This is a genomic window from Pseudonocardia alaniniphila, from assembly GCF_022524485.1.
GTDB lineage: Bacteria > Actinomycetota > Actinomycetes > Mycobacteriales > Pseudonocardiaceae > Pseudonocardia > Pseudonocardia alaniniphila.
In genome coordinates this window covers 1-13,394 of sequence record NZ_JAKXMK010000013.1, presented here as the reverse complement: position 1 = coordinate 13,394, position 13,394 = coordinate 1, and the positions used below count along the sequence as shown (strand labels likewise).

The window sequence follows — 13,394 nt, the reverse complement described above, 5'->3', positions numbered from 1 at the left end:
ACAACGTGGTCGACCAGCAACAATCCTCATCCAACATCATCAAGGTGGTGGCGGCCAGCATGGCCGGCACCACCGTCGAGTGGTACGACTTCTTCCTCTACGGGGTGGCAGCGGCCGTCGTCTTCCCGGCGGTCTTCTTCCCGTCGAGCGACCCGGCCGCCGGCACGCTGCTCGCACTGGGCACGTTCGCCATCGGGTTCATCGCGCGGCCGGTCGGCGGTCTGGTGTTCGGCCACTTCGGCGACAAGATCGGCCGCAAGACGCTGCTCGTGGTCAGCCTGCTGATGATGGGCGTCGCGACCTTCGCGATCGGCCTGCTCCCTGGCTACGCCACGATCGGGGTGGCGGCACCCCTGCTCCTGGTGATTCTGCGCCTCGTGCAGGGCTTCGCGCTCGGCGGTGAGTGGGGCGGAGCGGTACTCATCGTCTCCGAGCACGGCGACCCGGCGCGGCGCGGCTACTGGGCGAGCTGGCCGCAGGCCGGCGTCCCGTTCGGCCAGCTCCTCGCCAACGGTCTGCTGTTCCTGCTCTCGGCGCTCCAACCCGCCGACGACTTCCTCTCGTGGGGCTGGCGAATCCCGTTCCTGCTCTCCGCGGCGCTGGTGCTGATCGGCCTCTACGTGCGGCTGTCCGTGGAGGAGTCGCCCGTGTTCAAGGAGGCGCAGGCCCGCGCGGCCGCCGCAGCCGCGGCCGGCGAGAAGGAGACGATGCCGATCATCGAGGTGTTCCGCCGCTACCCGCGGGAGGTGTTCACCGCGATGGGCGCCCGGTTCGCCGAGAACGTCTCCTACTACATCTTCACCATCGTCATCACGACGTACGCGACGCAACGGCTCGGGCTCTCGAGCTCGTTCGTGCTCGGGGCCGTGCTGATCGGCGCGGCCGTGCACCTGGTGACGATCCCGCTGTGGGGCGCGCTGTCCGACCGAATCGGACGCAAGCCGGTGTACCTGATCGGGGCCACGGGCGTCGGCGTCTGGGCGTTCGCATTCATCGCGCTCATCGACACCGAGAACTTCTGGCTCACCACGCTCGCCGTCGTCGGAGGACTCGTCTTCCACGGCGCCATGTACGGCCCGCAGGCCGCGTTCCTGTCCGAGCTGTTCGGCACGAAGGTGCGCTACTCGGGCGTCTCCATCGGATACCAGCTCGCGTCCGTGGTGGCGGGCGGGCTCGCGCCGGTGATCGCGGTGGCCCTCTACACCGAGTTCGACAGCGGCTACGCGGTCGCGGTGTACGTGGCACTCAGCGCGTTGGTGACGATCCTCGCGGTCGCCACCTACGGCGAGACCCGCACCCGTGACCTCGCGGCGGACCCCGCGCTCTCCCGTAGCGCGGGCCACTGAACACCGAGCGCGGCGGTGGCATGATCACCGCCGTGTCCCGCACCGCCCTGGAGCTGCTGCGCCTGCTCGCGCAGGACGCTCCGGCGGAGCGGATCGACGAGCAGGCGCGCGTGCTCGCGGAGGCCGACCCGCAGAGCGGGGCGGTCGCCCGCGAGCTCGCGTTGCGGGTGCGCAGCGGCATCGATGCCCACCGCAGGCGCGAGGCGGAGCTGTCGGCCCTCGTCGACATCGCGCGGGACCTGGCATCGCGGCCCGATCCCGGCGGGGTGCTCGACGCGATCGTGCGGCGGGCCCGCAGCCTGCTCGGCACGGATGTCGCCTACCTGACGCTGGCCGACGCCGAGCACGGCGACACGTTCATGCGGGCGACCGCAGGGTCGGTGTCGGCACGGTTCCAGGCGCTGCGACTGCCGCAGGGCGCCGGGCTCGGGGGCCTGGTGGCGCAGACGCGACGGCCGTACTGGACGGCGGACTATCCCGGCGACGACCGCTACGCGCACACCACGGAGATCGACGCCGCCGTCGACGAGGAGGGCCTGGTCGCGATCTGCGGCACTCCCCTCGTGGTCGACGGCGAGTTCGTCGGCGTGCTCTTCGCCGCCAACCGCACCCGCCGGCCGTTCACCCGCGGCGAGGTGGCGCTGCTCGGCTCGCTGTCCGCGCTGGCCGCCGTCTCGCTGGTGCAGTCGCGCCGTGCCGCCGAGACCGCCCAGGCGCTCGCCGCGCTGTCGAGCGCGCACGCCGGGATCGAGCAGGCCGCGGCGGCGCACGACCGGTTCGCCGGAGTCGTGCTGTCCGGGGGCGGGGTCGACGACATCGCCGCCGCCCTGGGCGAGATCCTCGGATGCTGGGTCGCGGTGCTCGACGTCGACGACCAGCGGATCGCGTCGTACGGTCCCGCGCCCGACGCGAGCCCCGACCACGACCCGTTGGCCACAGCCGAGGCGGTGCGCCGCTCGGCCGCGTCGGGAAGGCTCGCTGAGGCCGACGGGTTGTCGGCGGCGGTGGTGAGCGCTGCGGGGCAGCGGCTGGGCACCCTCGTGCTCGGTGGCTGCCCGCCGCTGGACAGCGGGCAGGGCCGCACGGTCGAGCGGGCGGCGATGGTGACAGCGCTCGTGCTGCTCTTCCGGCTCCGCGCAGCCGAGTCCGACCAGCGGGTACGCACCGACCTGCTCTCCGACCTGCTCGCCCGGCCCGACGGCACGGTCGACACCACCCTCGTCGAGCGCGGCAGGCTGCTCGGCCTGCGCTTGCACACCCCGCACATCCTGGCGGTGTGCCGGGGCGCGCGCCTGGGCATGCACCTGGCCGCGGCCACCGCCGGGGACGGCCGCGGGCTGGCCGGGGACCACCACGGGGAGGTCGTGGCCGTCGTGCCGGGGCAGGACCCCTCGGCCGTCGCCGCCGTGCTGGCGCGCCGGCTCGGAGCCGACGACGCGAAGCTCACGGTGGGTGCGACGGGCCCGGTCGTGCCCGCGGCGGGTCTGCACGACACCCACGCCGAGGCCCGCCGTGTCACCGACGCGCTCGCGGCGATCGGGATGCGGGCCGGATCGGCGCGCGACCTCGGGTTCGCGGGGCTGGTGACGAGCGCGCCTGCGGATGTGGACCGCTACCTGGACCGGGTGCTCGGCGCGGTCGCGAAGTACGACGACAGACGCGGCAGCGACCTGCTCGGCACGCTGGAGGCGTTTTTCGCGGTGGGCAGCAGCCCGCGGCGCGCGGCGGGCCTGCTGCACGTCCACGTCAACACGGTGGCCCAGCGGCTGGAGCGGGTGGCCTCGCTGCTCGGGGAGGACTGGCAGTGCCCGGACCGGGCGCTGGAGATCCAGTTGGCGCTGCGGCTGCGCAAGCTCCGCGGAAGCTGACCGCGCCGTCCACAAGATCAACACGCTTTGGTTCGCTCCCGATCATGAACCAGTGCGTGTCTGGCTCGTCAGGGGTCCTCCGGCGCGCACGTGTCGGTGTCTCGGTGGTCTTCGCCGTCTGTGGCGCCGCGTTCGCCACCTGGACGGCGCGGGTGCCTGCGGTGCAGGAGAACCTGGGGCTCGGGGCCGGCGAGCTCGCCGTCGGCCTGTTCGGTCTGGCTGCCAGTTCGGTCGCCGCGCTGATGGCGGCCGGGCCGCTGATCACCGCGATCGGCAGCCGGAAGGGTGCGATCGCCGGAGCAGTGATCCTCTGTGCCGGTCTCCCGCTCGTCGCGTTCGCGCCGAACCTCGCCGTTCTCGTTCCGGCACTCGTCGTGCTCGGAGCGGGCAACAGCCTGATCGACGTCTCCATGAACGCGCACGCGGCCCGCGTCGAGCAGGCGTACGGGCGGCCGATCTTCGCCGGGTTCCACGCGTTCTGGAGCGTCGGCGGGCTCGCGGGATCGGGCGTCGCCGGCCTCTCGGCCGCCCTGCAGATCCCCATCGGCGTGCACTTTCCCGCTGCGGCCGCCGTCCTGATCCTGATCGCGCTATGGGCGACAACCCGGTGTTTCCTCGGTGGACCCGATCAGGGGCAAGGCCAGTCGGCCTTCGCGCTGCCGGGCAAGGCCGTGATCCCGATGGGGGCGATCGCGTTCGCGGGGTTTCTCGCCGAAGGCACGGTCAACGACTGGGGCGCGGTCTTCCTGACGAGCGTCAGCGGCGCGTCCGAAGCCGTTGGGTCGCTGGGCTACGTCGCCTTCTCCATCGCGATGATCGCGGTCCGGCTGACGGTCGACCGGTTGACCGGCCGGATCGGCGTCGTGACCTCCATGCGGGTCGCGGCGGTGGTCACCGTGGCGGGATTTGCGCTGGTCGCGGCCATTCCCGTGCCGACGTTCGGCATTCTCGGGTTCGTCGTGATCGGGCTCGGCGTCGCAGCGATCGTTCCTCTCGCCTGGAGCAGCGCGGCCCGGCGGCAGCCGGAGAACCCGGGACAGGCGATCGCCGCCGTAGCGACGTGTGGCTACATCGGTTTCCTCATCGGCCCGGTTCTCGTCGGCCCGCTCGCCGAGACGATCGGGTACCGATCGGCCCTCGCCTGTGTCGGCTTACTCATCATCACGGTCTACTTCCTGGCGCCGACGGTGCGCATCACCGATAGATCGCAGTGAGATCGGGGTTTCGGCCCTCCCGAGGGCCGAAAGCCCGATCTCGTGGCGATCATCGTCGCCGCACCAGACCGACCAGGCCGCCGGGGGCGAAGAACACCACCGCGATGAAGAGCGCGCCGAGCACGAACGTCGGCTCCGAGAGCGGCACGCGCAGCACGGCCGGCAGCCCGGCCACCGTGTCGGAACCGGCGAGTTCCAGCAGCCGGTTGTCGAGGTAGGTGTAAAGCACCCCGCCGACCACCGCGCCCCACCTGCTGCCTGCGCCGCCCAGCACCACCATCACGAGGAGTCCGAGCGTCAGCTCGCTGGTGGTGAGCGAGGGGGTGGCGCCGCCCACGACCAGCAGGTGGGCCACCCCGCCGAGCGTGCCGAGCAGCCCTCCCACCAGCACGGCGAGCAGCTGCGACCGGTACACCGACAGGCCCAGCACCGCGACGCGCTCGGGGTTCTCCCGAACGGCCGCCCAGACGTGGCCGGCGCGCGAACGGACCAGCCATGCGACCACGGCCCAGCAGATCGCGAGGTACGCGAGCGCCAGCCAGTACCGGTACGGCGCGTTGACCACGCCGACCAGCAGGTCCGGCAGCCCGTCGCGGTTGAGTGGCAGGCCCTCCTCGCCGCCGGTGAGGCCGCCCGGGTTGCGCAGCACGAGGATCGACCCGGCCTGCGCGAACGCCAGGGTCACCATCGCGAACGCGATTCCGGTGACTCGCAGCGCGATCGCGCCGACCACCAGCGGCAGCACCACGCCCACCACCACCGCGATCCCGACGGCCGCGCCCACCCCGACGCCGGGACGGGCCAGCGCCAGCGCTGCCGTGTATGAGCCGGCGGCGACGAACAGGGCGTGCCCGAACGACAGCAGCCCCGTACGTCCGAAGAGCAGGTCGTAGGACAGCGCGACGCCCCCGAAGACCAAGCAGAGCGCCAGCAGCTGCATCGACCCCGGGCTGTTCACCAGCCCCGGCAGCACGCCGGGCAGCGGCACCGAGACGTACGGCAGGGCGGCGAGCACCACGAGGACGGCCACGGGCGCCACGGCGGAGCGCCACCCGGTCCGGCGCCGCGGGGCCTCGCCTGCCGTCGCCCGCTGCCGAACCTGCTCCACGAGGCCCGTCGCGCCTGCGCTCGCACGATCACTCACGCTGCTGCCCTCCCCGTCAGACCGCCGGGGCGCACGAGCAGCACCAGCGCGAGCAGCAGCACGACCGACAGGTCGCCCACCCCCGAAGCCGTGTAGTAGTTGGCGAGCTGCTGCACCAGCCCGACGACGACGGCGGCCACCGCAGACCCGGTCAGCGAGCCGAGGCCGCCGATCACGACGACGATGAACGCGAAGATCAGCAACGACGTGCCTTGACCGGGCGAGACGCTGCCCAGGTACACCGACCCGAGCACGCCGCCGAGCGCCGCGACCGCGCCGCCGATGGCGAAGACCAGCGTGAACGTGCGACGCACGTCGATGCCCAGCGCCTCGACCATGGCCCTGTTCTCCACCCCGGCCCTGATGATCAACCCGATCCGCGTGAACCGGAGCAGCGCCAGCAGGCCGAGCAGCACGGCGATCGCCGCGACGAGCAGCACGAAGCGGTCGTTCGGGATCGCGGCGCCACCGATCGTCGTGACGCCCGACGCGATCGCGGGCCGCGGGAACGGCAGCGGGTCCGCGCCCCAGATGCCACGCAGCAGCGCCACGCCCACCAGCCCGAGCCCGACGGTGACCAGCACCTGCTCGATGTGGCGGCGGTAGAGCGGGCGGATCAGCAGCAGCTCCACCCCTGCTCCCACCACGGCTCCGACCGCCACGCCGAACACGGTGGCCAGCACGAAGCCCCAGCCGCTCCCGCTCGCCCCGGGCAGTCCACCCGAGGCGGCCCACCAGGCGGCGTAGGCACCGGCAGCGAGGAACGCACCGTGGGCGAAGTTCAGCACGCCCATCAGCCCGTAGATCAGGCTCAGACCCGAGGCGACGAGGAAGTACAGCGCCCCGAGCCCGAGGCCCGTGGCCAGCAGCAACACGAACGTGCTCAACGCATGCCCTCGCTGCGCTCGGTCGGCGCTTCGCACAGGCGCAGTGACACTGATTCGCTCGCACGCTCGCTCACGACCGCGCCCCCACCCCGAGCAGCTCACGCGTGCGCGTGGCGTCGGCAAGCAGCTCGTCGGCCCGTCCCGTGTGCACGACACGGCCGGCGTCGAGCACCACGACGTCCCCGGCGAGCCGGCGCACCACCGGCAGGTTCTGCTCCACCAACAGCACCGGTGTCACCTGCGCCACCCGTTCCAATGCGGCCGCCACTTCGGTGACGAGCCGCGGGGCGAGGCCCTTCGTCGGCTCGTCGATCAGCAGGAGCCTGCTCGGCGGGAGCAACGCCCGCGCGAGCGCCACCATCTGCTGCTGCCCGCCGGACAAGGTCCCGGCGCGCTGCCGGCTGCGCTCGGACAGCTCCGGGAACAGCTCGTGCACCAGCGCCGCGCGTTCCGGTTCGGGGTCGGGGCAGGCCAGCCGCAGGTTCTCGGCCACGGTGAGCGTCGCGAACACCTCTCGGTCCTCGGGTACGTAGCCGACGCCCTGGCGCACCACCCACGGCGTGCGCCCTCGGCCGATCTCGTCGCCCGCGAGCCGGATCGAACCGGTGCGCGGGACGAGCCCGACGACCGCACGCAGGGTGGTCGTCTTCCCGACGCCGTTGCGTCCGAGCAGCGCAGTCACCCCGGACGGCGCGACCGACAGCGAGACTCCCTGCAGGATGTGCGAGCCACCGATGCGCACGTGGACGTCGTCCAGCGCGAGCACCGGCCCGGGTAGCTCAGCTGCCGATTCGCCCCCGCGAGCGGGTCGCTGCGCAGTGCTCACAGCTCCTCCCCCAAGTACGCCTGCTGCACGGTCGCGTCGGCCGTGACCTCGGCGGGCGAGCCCACGGCGAGCAGGCTCCCGTGGTGCAGCACCGCCACCCGGTCGGCCAGCCCGAGCACGACGTCCATGTGGTGCTCGACCATCCCCACGCTGACCCCGCCTGCACGCAGCCCGCCGATCAGCTCCACCAGGGGTGGCACGTCCTCCACCGACACCCCGGCCATCGGCTCGTCGAGCAGCAGCACCGACGGCTTCCGAGCGAGCGCGATGGCGATCTCCAGCTTGCGTTTGTCGCCGTGGGAGAGCTCGCCGGCGGTCGCCCCGGCCCGGTGGGTCATCCGGACCTGTTCGAGCAGCGCGTCGGACTCGGCGAGCTCGGCACGTCCCTGTGCGCCACGCAGCACGGAAAGCGGGCCCGCGCGGCGGCTCTGCACGGCCAGCCGGACGTTCTCCCGGGCCGTCAGCCCACCGAAGAGGCTGGAGGTCTGGAACGTCCGGCCCAGCCCGTGGCGGGCGCGGGCGGCAGCGGACGCGCGGGTCACGTCCCGGCCGCCCAGCTCGACGGTGCCGCTCGTCGGGCGCCGCACGCCCGAGAGCAGGTGCAGCAGGGTGGACTTGCCCGCACCGTTCGGGCCGATGATCGCGAGCAGCTCGCCGTCGCGGACGTCGAGATCAACGTCCGTGAGGATCACTGCACCGCCCACGACCCATCCGAGGCCGCGGGCGGCGAGCACCGGTGCTGCCGTCACGGTGGCGCTCACCGAACTCACTTCGCGGGCACGACGGGCGGCGCCACCGCGTCCGCGGGGAGCGTGTCGACGAGCTGCGGGGCGAAGCCACCGTCCGCCGTGGGCGTGAGCCGGGCGGTGAACATCGGCTGCAGCACCGCGTGGTCTGCCGAGCGGATCGTCGACTCGCCCTTCGGGCCGAGGAACGTCCAGCCCTCGAGCGACTTGGCCATCACCGCCGGGTCGTCGCCGCCCTCCTGCAGGGCGTGCACGACCATCTGAGCCGCCACGAAGCCGTCGTTGGTGAACAGGTCGACTTCCTGACCCTGCTTGGCCAGACCTGCCTCCAGCGCCTTATACGCCTCGTTGTCGGTGGCGCCGGGGAAGAAGTGCGAGAGGAAGTGGATCTTGTCGGCGGCCGGCCCGAAGATCGGGTAGGTGGCCTTGATGTCGAGCCCGGTCACCACGGTCGACGCCTCGAAGGCGCCCTGCTGCTGCAGCGACTGCCACATCTGCGTGGCGTTGGCGCCCGCCCAGGCCACGAAGAGCAGGTCGGGTGCGGCATCCACGGCCTGCCGGGCGAACGGCGTGAGGTCGGTGGCACCGGCGGGCACCAGCACGGGGGTGACCTGCGCGCCCTTCGCCCCGAGCACTGCGGTCACGGCCTGGGCGTTGGCCTGGCCGAACGCGCTGTCCTGGGCGAAGACGATCACGGATCGCCCCGCCGGGTCTCCGACGATCGTGCCCGCCGTCAGCACGTCCTGGTAGGTCTGCCGGCCCGAGCGGAACGTGTACTCGTTTGCCCCGGTGACGGCGTCGGTCGCGGCGGGACCGGAGATGAACAACACCTGGTTCTCGTCGGCCAGCGGCGCCACCTGCAGCGCCACCCCCGATGCCGTCGAGCCCGCGATCACCTTGTAGCCCTGGCCGATGAGATCGGTGGCGGCGGCGACGGCCTTGGCGGGGTCACCCGCGTCGTCGGCCTCGGTGACCTCGACCTTGCGCCCGTTGACCTGCCCCGTGCCACCGGTCGCGTAGTCCAGACCTGCCGTGAACCCGGCCGCGTACTGCTTGCCGTAGGTGGCGAGGGGGCCGGTGGTGGAGTGCACCAACCCGACCCGGAACGGCGCCGTGGCGCTGTCGCCGCCGGAGTCCTGACCGCCGGATCCGGGTGCGCCGCAGGCAGTGAGGACCACGGCCAGGACGGCGATGAGCAAGGCCGCTGGGGAACGGCCGGAACGCTGGAGCATGACTCCTCCTCGAGCACACGCGGGGCTGCGAGGACGCTACGAAGCACGGGGTCCGTCGGCCATGGGTGGAAACGCCACAGCGACGGCGCGCGCAATGTGGCGCGCGCACTCCCCGCGTCGACGCGCCCACTCACCGTCGCCAGATCGCCGTCGGCCGCTCAGGGCCTCCCACCGGGCGTCAAGCCGATCACAGGCCGTATTCCCCCACTCGACGGAGAGTGCAGAACGACCGAAACCCGACGAATGTTCGTGCGTTGAGAGGAGTGACCGGGGCCGGCGGACAATGGGGAGCCTCCGCCGGCACCGGTTGACCTTCCCCGACACTCAGCTCAGCCTGAACACCGGATATCCCGGCGCGATGGACCGCAGCTTCTCGTCGCTCGCCGAGGCGTCGACCCCGTCGAAGAACACTCCGACCTCGAACTTCCAGCGACGCAGGTACTCCCGCAGGATTTCGGGCTTGACGTCGTCGGGCAGCTCCTCGGCGGTGAAGACCTCGACCTTCCGCCCGACTCGCAGCTCGCCACCCCCGGCGGCGCGCATGTTGCGCACCCACTGGGTGTGTCCGCGCGGGGCGACCAGGTAGCGCTCTCCGTTGTACGTGAGCAGGTTGACCGGGACGGTCCGCCACTCACCGCTCTTGCGGCCGCGCACGGCCAGCACGCGGGATCCGTAGATGCTGACGCCGATGCGCGTGAGCCCGGTGACGATGGCGTTGAAGATCTCGGTACCGCGGCTGGCACGGATGTAGCGGGCGTCCGTCATCGAAACTCTCCTCGTCCAATTCGAGAGCGGTGCTCTCGATCGGGAGAAGTGAATCACTCCGACCCAACTCCGTCAAGAGCAGTGCTCTCAGTTGGGTCTGCCGCTCTCAGTTCTCGACGAACAGCAGCTCGAACGCGTCGTCACCGATCCAGACGCGAAGCCCCTCGCCGTCATCGGTGATGTAGCCGTCCTCTTCCTCACCGAGCTCCCGGGAAGCGCCCAGGGCAAGGGCGGAGAACTCGACGCGGCCCCCACCGACGGCCCGGGGCCGGTACTCGGAGGCGAGGAGCGCCGTGCGACTCTCGGCGGCGAGCCAGCGCGCGTTGTCCTCGCCGACCTCGGCCATCCAACGCTGTGTGCCCACGCGCCGAAGTATGGCGTCGATCAACGCGGCGCCACCAGCTCCAATGCAGGTCCGACGCCGGACGGCGCGGCCGCAGCGGCCCGCATCGCCCTCACGCGCTGCACCAGTGCGAACACCCCGGCCGTCAGCACGGCCATCACCACACCCGCGAGCAGGCTGAGCAGCGGACTGCCTCCTGTGATCGGCCCGAGGAGCAGCCCGATCAGCAGCATGTAGACGCTCCAGGCGGCCGAACTGGCAACCGAGCCCAGCAGGAAGCGGGGAACGTCCAGCCCGAAGCGGCCGGCCGCCGCAGTGCTCAGCAGGCGCCCGCCCGGCATGAACCGCGCCCCCACCAGCACCACCGCGGGACGCTGCAGCAGGCGACGGCGCACCCACGAGGAGAGCCCGCCCTCCACCTCGACGGCGCGGGCCAGCACCCGGTGCGAGGAGCGGCCCAGGCCGAACACCAGGAGGTCACCCGCGACCGAACCGACCAGCGCGACCACGAACAGGGCAACCACGGCCAGCACGTCGTGACGCCCGAACGCCAGGGCGGCCGCGGTCATCAGGAGGGTCTCGCTGGGAAGCACCGGGAACGGGCCGTCGATCGCGATGAGGATCACGAGCACGGGCAGCAGCCACGAGCTGTAGAGGACCGCATCGCAGACGGCCACGACTTCCAGCACGACAGGCAGGTCCTCTCGGTTGCGGTCGCTCCCGGGTGAAATGCTCAGACGGTGGGAGCACACCCAGCCTGACAGATCCCGGGCCTGCCGCCGCTGGTGGCACCCGGATGCGCCGGTAGGGGGTTAACCCCACCGCCCTGACTAGTCCACTGCTCCGTCAGCAAACCACCCCCTCGCGACCGCTCCGGAGCGCTCTACGGCACATAGAGTCGGTCCACCGGAGCCAACACGAGCGCTCACGAGGAGGTCCCCGTGCACCGTCGACGCAGCGTTTTTCGCGCCGTCGCCGCCATGGTCGCTGCCGCGGTGCTGGGCCTAGCCTGGCCAACGGTCGCGGTGGCAGCCGCACCCAGCGCGCCCGCAGTGGACAAGGCCGCCGTGCACCAGGCTGCGCTGACCGGGCCTGCAGCGGCCCAGGCCGCCGGCACCATCACGCCTGGCGTGCTGATGCTCAGCCCGATCGACGAGAACAGCGCGAACGCCTGCACTGCGGCGTTCGTGTTCAGCGGCGGCGGGAAGACATACCTCGGGTATGCCGCCCACTGCGCGGGCGCGGGTACAGCGATGGGCCTGAGCGGGTGCCGGGAGCGGTCGCTACCGATGGGCACCACCGTGCTCATCGAGGACAAGAACGGCACCCGCAGCAACGGGCGGCTGGCCTACAGCTCGTGGGCGACGATGCAGCAACGGGGTGAGAGCGACCAGTCGCTCTGCCTTCTCAACGACTTCGCGCTCGTGCAGGTCGACCCCAGTGCCGTCGGTTCGGTCGACCCCACCGTGCCCATCCTGGGCGGCCCTTCCGCCCTCGACAGCAACGGCATGACGCCCGGGGAGCCGGTGTTCAGCTACCAGCCCAACAACGGCGGCACCGTCGTGAAGGAGGGCGATGTCGTCAGCGAAGGCACCGGCGGGCGCTCCCACCGCGTTCTGACCAACCCTCCGGGCCGTCCCGGCGACTCCGGCAGCGGCTACCTCGACGGCAACGGCAGAGCTTTCGGCGTGCTCAGCGTGCAGTTCCTCGACGGCTCGGGCGCCAACGGCGTGACCGACCTGGCCATGGCACTGTCGTACGCCAACCGCTACGGCGGTATCGGACGGGTGGCGCTCGTCCCCGGCCGGAAGCCGTTTGCTCCTCCCGGCTGACCTCGCACCACTCACCCGCTCAGCGGAAGGCGCCCACGTTGGCCGCCGCCCACTGGGCGAACGTGGTGCCAGGCAGGCCGGTGAGCTGCGTGAACGTGGGCACTGCCGGCTGCGGGTGCCGGGCCAGCTCGGCCACTCCGTCCACGTACCAGCGCGCGAACTCCCCCATGGCAGGCGTCAGCTGCGCCACCGCCTCCTCATGGGGGAGTTCGACGTACGGGATCTCGCGGCCGAGCGCCTGCCCGATCTGCGCCACCATCTCGGCCCGGCTGATCGACTCCGGACCCGTCAGCTCGTAGGCCTTACCGGCGTGGCCCTCCTCGAGGAGGACGGTGGCGGCGACCGCGGCGATGTCGTCGAGGTCGATGGGCGCCACGGCTGCGTCGGGGTAGCCGTCGCGGACGGTGCCGGTGGTGCGGATCTGTTCGGCCCACATCAGGTAGTTGTCCATGAACTCGCCGGGCTCGAGGTGCGTCCACGCGACGCCCGACTCCTCCACGGCCACCTCGATGCTCGCCCACCACGTCGCCTTCCCGCCGGCCAGGTCGACGATCCGGGAGACGCCGGCCTCCGCGGCGAGCGAGACGACCTCCCGCACGGTGGCGTCCAGCGGCGCGAGGTACATCCGGTCGACTCCGGCGAGGGCAGCAGGCAGTGTCTCGACCCTCCCCAGGTACCCCTCGACGACCTCGACCTCAGGCGGCAGCGCTGCCTTCACCGGGTTGTTCGTCAGTGCCCGGACCTCGGTCGCGCCCGCCCGTAGCAGGTGGTCCACGAGTCGCCTGCCGATGTTTCCGGTCGCCCCCGTCACCAAGATCGTCACGTTCGTCCCCTTCGTCCGATCCGACCGGGCGACAGTATCGCGTACAACGTACGAAGTTCCAGTGCCGATCGGCAGCTCGCGGGCCATCCCGCCGCGAACGGACACCGCGGATGATCTACATATCCACCGGATACGACGATTCTCGATAAAGTTGGCATATCCCGACGAATGCCCTGCCGACAGGTCCGGCCAACCCTTAAGGTCTTGAAAGAAGTTTCCGAAGGGAGCGTTCTGAAAGTGCCCGGGAGTCGCCCGAACAGACCACTCGGTCGAGTCGGACTACTGGTGACCATCGGCGTGGGAAATGCGTTCGAATGGTATGACTGGAACGTCTACGCCACGTTCTCGGTGTTCTTCGCATCCCAGTT

13 protein-coding genes are annotated in these 13,394 nt (G+C 71.6%); 4 read left to right on the top strand and 9 right to left on the bottom strand.

Annotated elements, in window-relative coordinates; all coding sequences use genetic code 11:
- Positions 1-47 precede the first annotated feature (47 nt).
- The 3 genes from MMF94_RS16510 to MMF94_RS16500 are packed head-to-tail and all read left to right on the top strand — an operon-like array spanning position 48 to position 4,428.
- Entirely contained in the window at positions 48-1,346 is a 1,299-nt protein-coding gene (locus tag MMF94_RS16510; RefSeq protein WP_338104229.1) for an MFS transporter, read from the top strand.
- A gap of 32 nt (positions 1,347-1,378) precedes the next feature.
- Positions 1,379-3,214 (top strand): helix-turn-helix domain-containing protein, encoded by a 1,836-nt coding sequence (locus MMF94_RS16505; protein WP_241037609.1) that lies wholly within the window; start codon positions 1,379-1,381, stop codon positions 3,212-3,214.
- 56 nt (positions 3,215-3,270) lie between these two features.
- Positions 3,271-4,428 (top strand): MFS transporter, encoded by a 1,158-nt coding sequence (locus MMF94_RS16500; protein WP_241037607.1) that lies wholly within the window; start codon positions 3,271-3,273, stop codon positions 4,426-4,428.
- A 49-nt stretch (positions 4,429-4,477) separates the two neighbouring features.
- Here MMF94_RS16500 and MMF94_RS16495 read toward each other — a convergent pair whose 3' ends face one another.
- The 8 genes from MMF94_RS16495 to MMF94_RS16460 all read right to left on the bottom strand — a co-directional run bounded on the left by MMF94_RS16495 (position 4,478) and on the right by MMF94_RS16460 (position 11,060).
- Positions 4,478-5,572: a branched-chain amino acid ABC transporter permease gene (locus MMF94_RS16495; RefSeq protein ID WP_241037605.1), complete on the bottom strand. Its 1,095-nt coding sequence runs from the start codon at positions 5,570-5,572 to the stop codon at positions 4,478-4,480.
- Entirely contained in the window at positions 5,569-6,459 is an 891-nt protein-coding gene (locus MMF94_RS16490; RefSeq protein WP_241037603.1) for a branched-chain amino acid ABC transporter permease, read from the bottom strand. Before MMF94_RS16490 ends, MMF94_RS16495 begins: the two co-directional genes overlap by 4 nt.
- Before the next feature lie 70 nt (positions 6,460-6,529).
- Entirely contained in the window at positions 6,530-7,285 is a 756-nt protein-coding gene (locus tag MMF94_RS16485) for an ABC transporter ATP-binding protein (protein WP_241037601.1), read from the bottom strand.
- Positions 7,282-8,046 (bottom strand): ABC transporter ATP-binding protein, encoded by a 765-nt coding sequence (locus tag MMF94_RS16480; RefSeq protein WP_241037599.1) that lies wholly within the window; start codon positions 8,044-8,046, stop codon positions 7,282-7,284. Before MMF94_RS16480 ends, MMF94_RS16485 begins: the two co-directional genes overlap by 4 nt.
- Positions 8,047-8,051: 5 nt before the next feature.
- A complete protein-coding gene (locus MMF94_RS16475) occupies positions 8,052-9,263 on the bottom strand; it encodes a substrate-binding domain-containing protein (protein WP_241037598.1) in 1,212 nt (403 codons plus the stop codon).
- A gap of 324 nt (positions 9,264-9,587) precedes the next feature.
- Positions 9,588-10,028 carry a nitroreductase family deazaflavin-dependent oxidoreductase gene (locus MMF94_RS16470; protein WP_241037595.1) on the bottom strand — a complete coding sequence of 147 codons (441 nt, stop codon included), beginning with the start codon at positions 10,026-10,028 and terminating at the stop codon, positions 9,588-9,590.
- A gap of 106 nt (positions 10,029-10,134) precedes the next feature.
- A complete protein-coding gene (locus MMF94_RS16465) occupies positions 10,135-10,392 on the bottom strand; it encodes a hypothetical protein (protein ID WP_241037594.1) in 258 nt (85 codons plus the stop codon).
- 20 nt (positions 10,393-10,412) lie between these two features.
- Positions 10,413-11,060 (bottom strand): DedA family protein, encoded by a 648-nt coding sequence (locus tag MMF94_RS16460; RefSeq protein WP_241037592.1) that lies wholly within the window; start codon positions 11,058-11,060, stop codon positions 10,413-10,415.
- A 252-nt stretch (positions 11,061-11,312) separates the two neighbouring features.
- Between MMF94_RS16460 and MMF94_RS16455 the strand changes: the two genes are divergently transcribed.
- The gene (locus tag MMF94_RS16455) at positions 11,313-12,203 is read left to right on the top strand and encodes a chymotrypsin family serine protease (RefSeq protein ID WP_241037590.1); all 891 of its coding nucleotides are present in this window, start codon (positions 11,313-11,315) and stop codon (positions 12,201-12,203) included.
- 19 nt (positions 12,204-12,222) lie between these two features.
- Here the strand turns inward: MMF94_RS16455 and MMF94_RS16450 are convergent, their stop codons facing one another.
- Complete coding sequence (locus MMF94_RS16450) at positions 12,223-13,026, bottom strand: NAD(P)H-binding protein (protein WP_241037589.1); 804 nt, start codon at positions 13,024-13,026, stop codon at positions 12,223-12,225.
- Positions 13,027-13,394 lie beyond the last annotated feature (368 nt).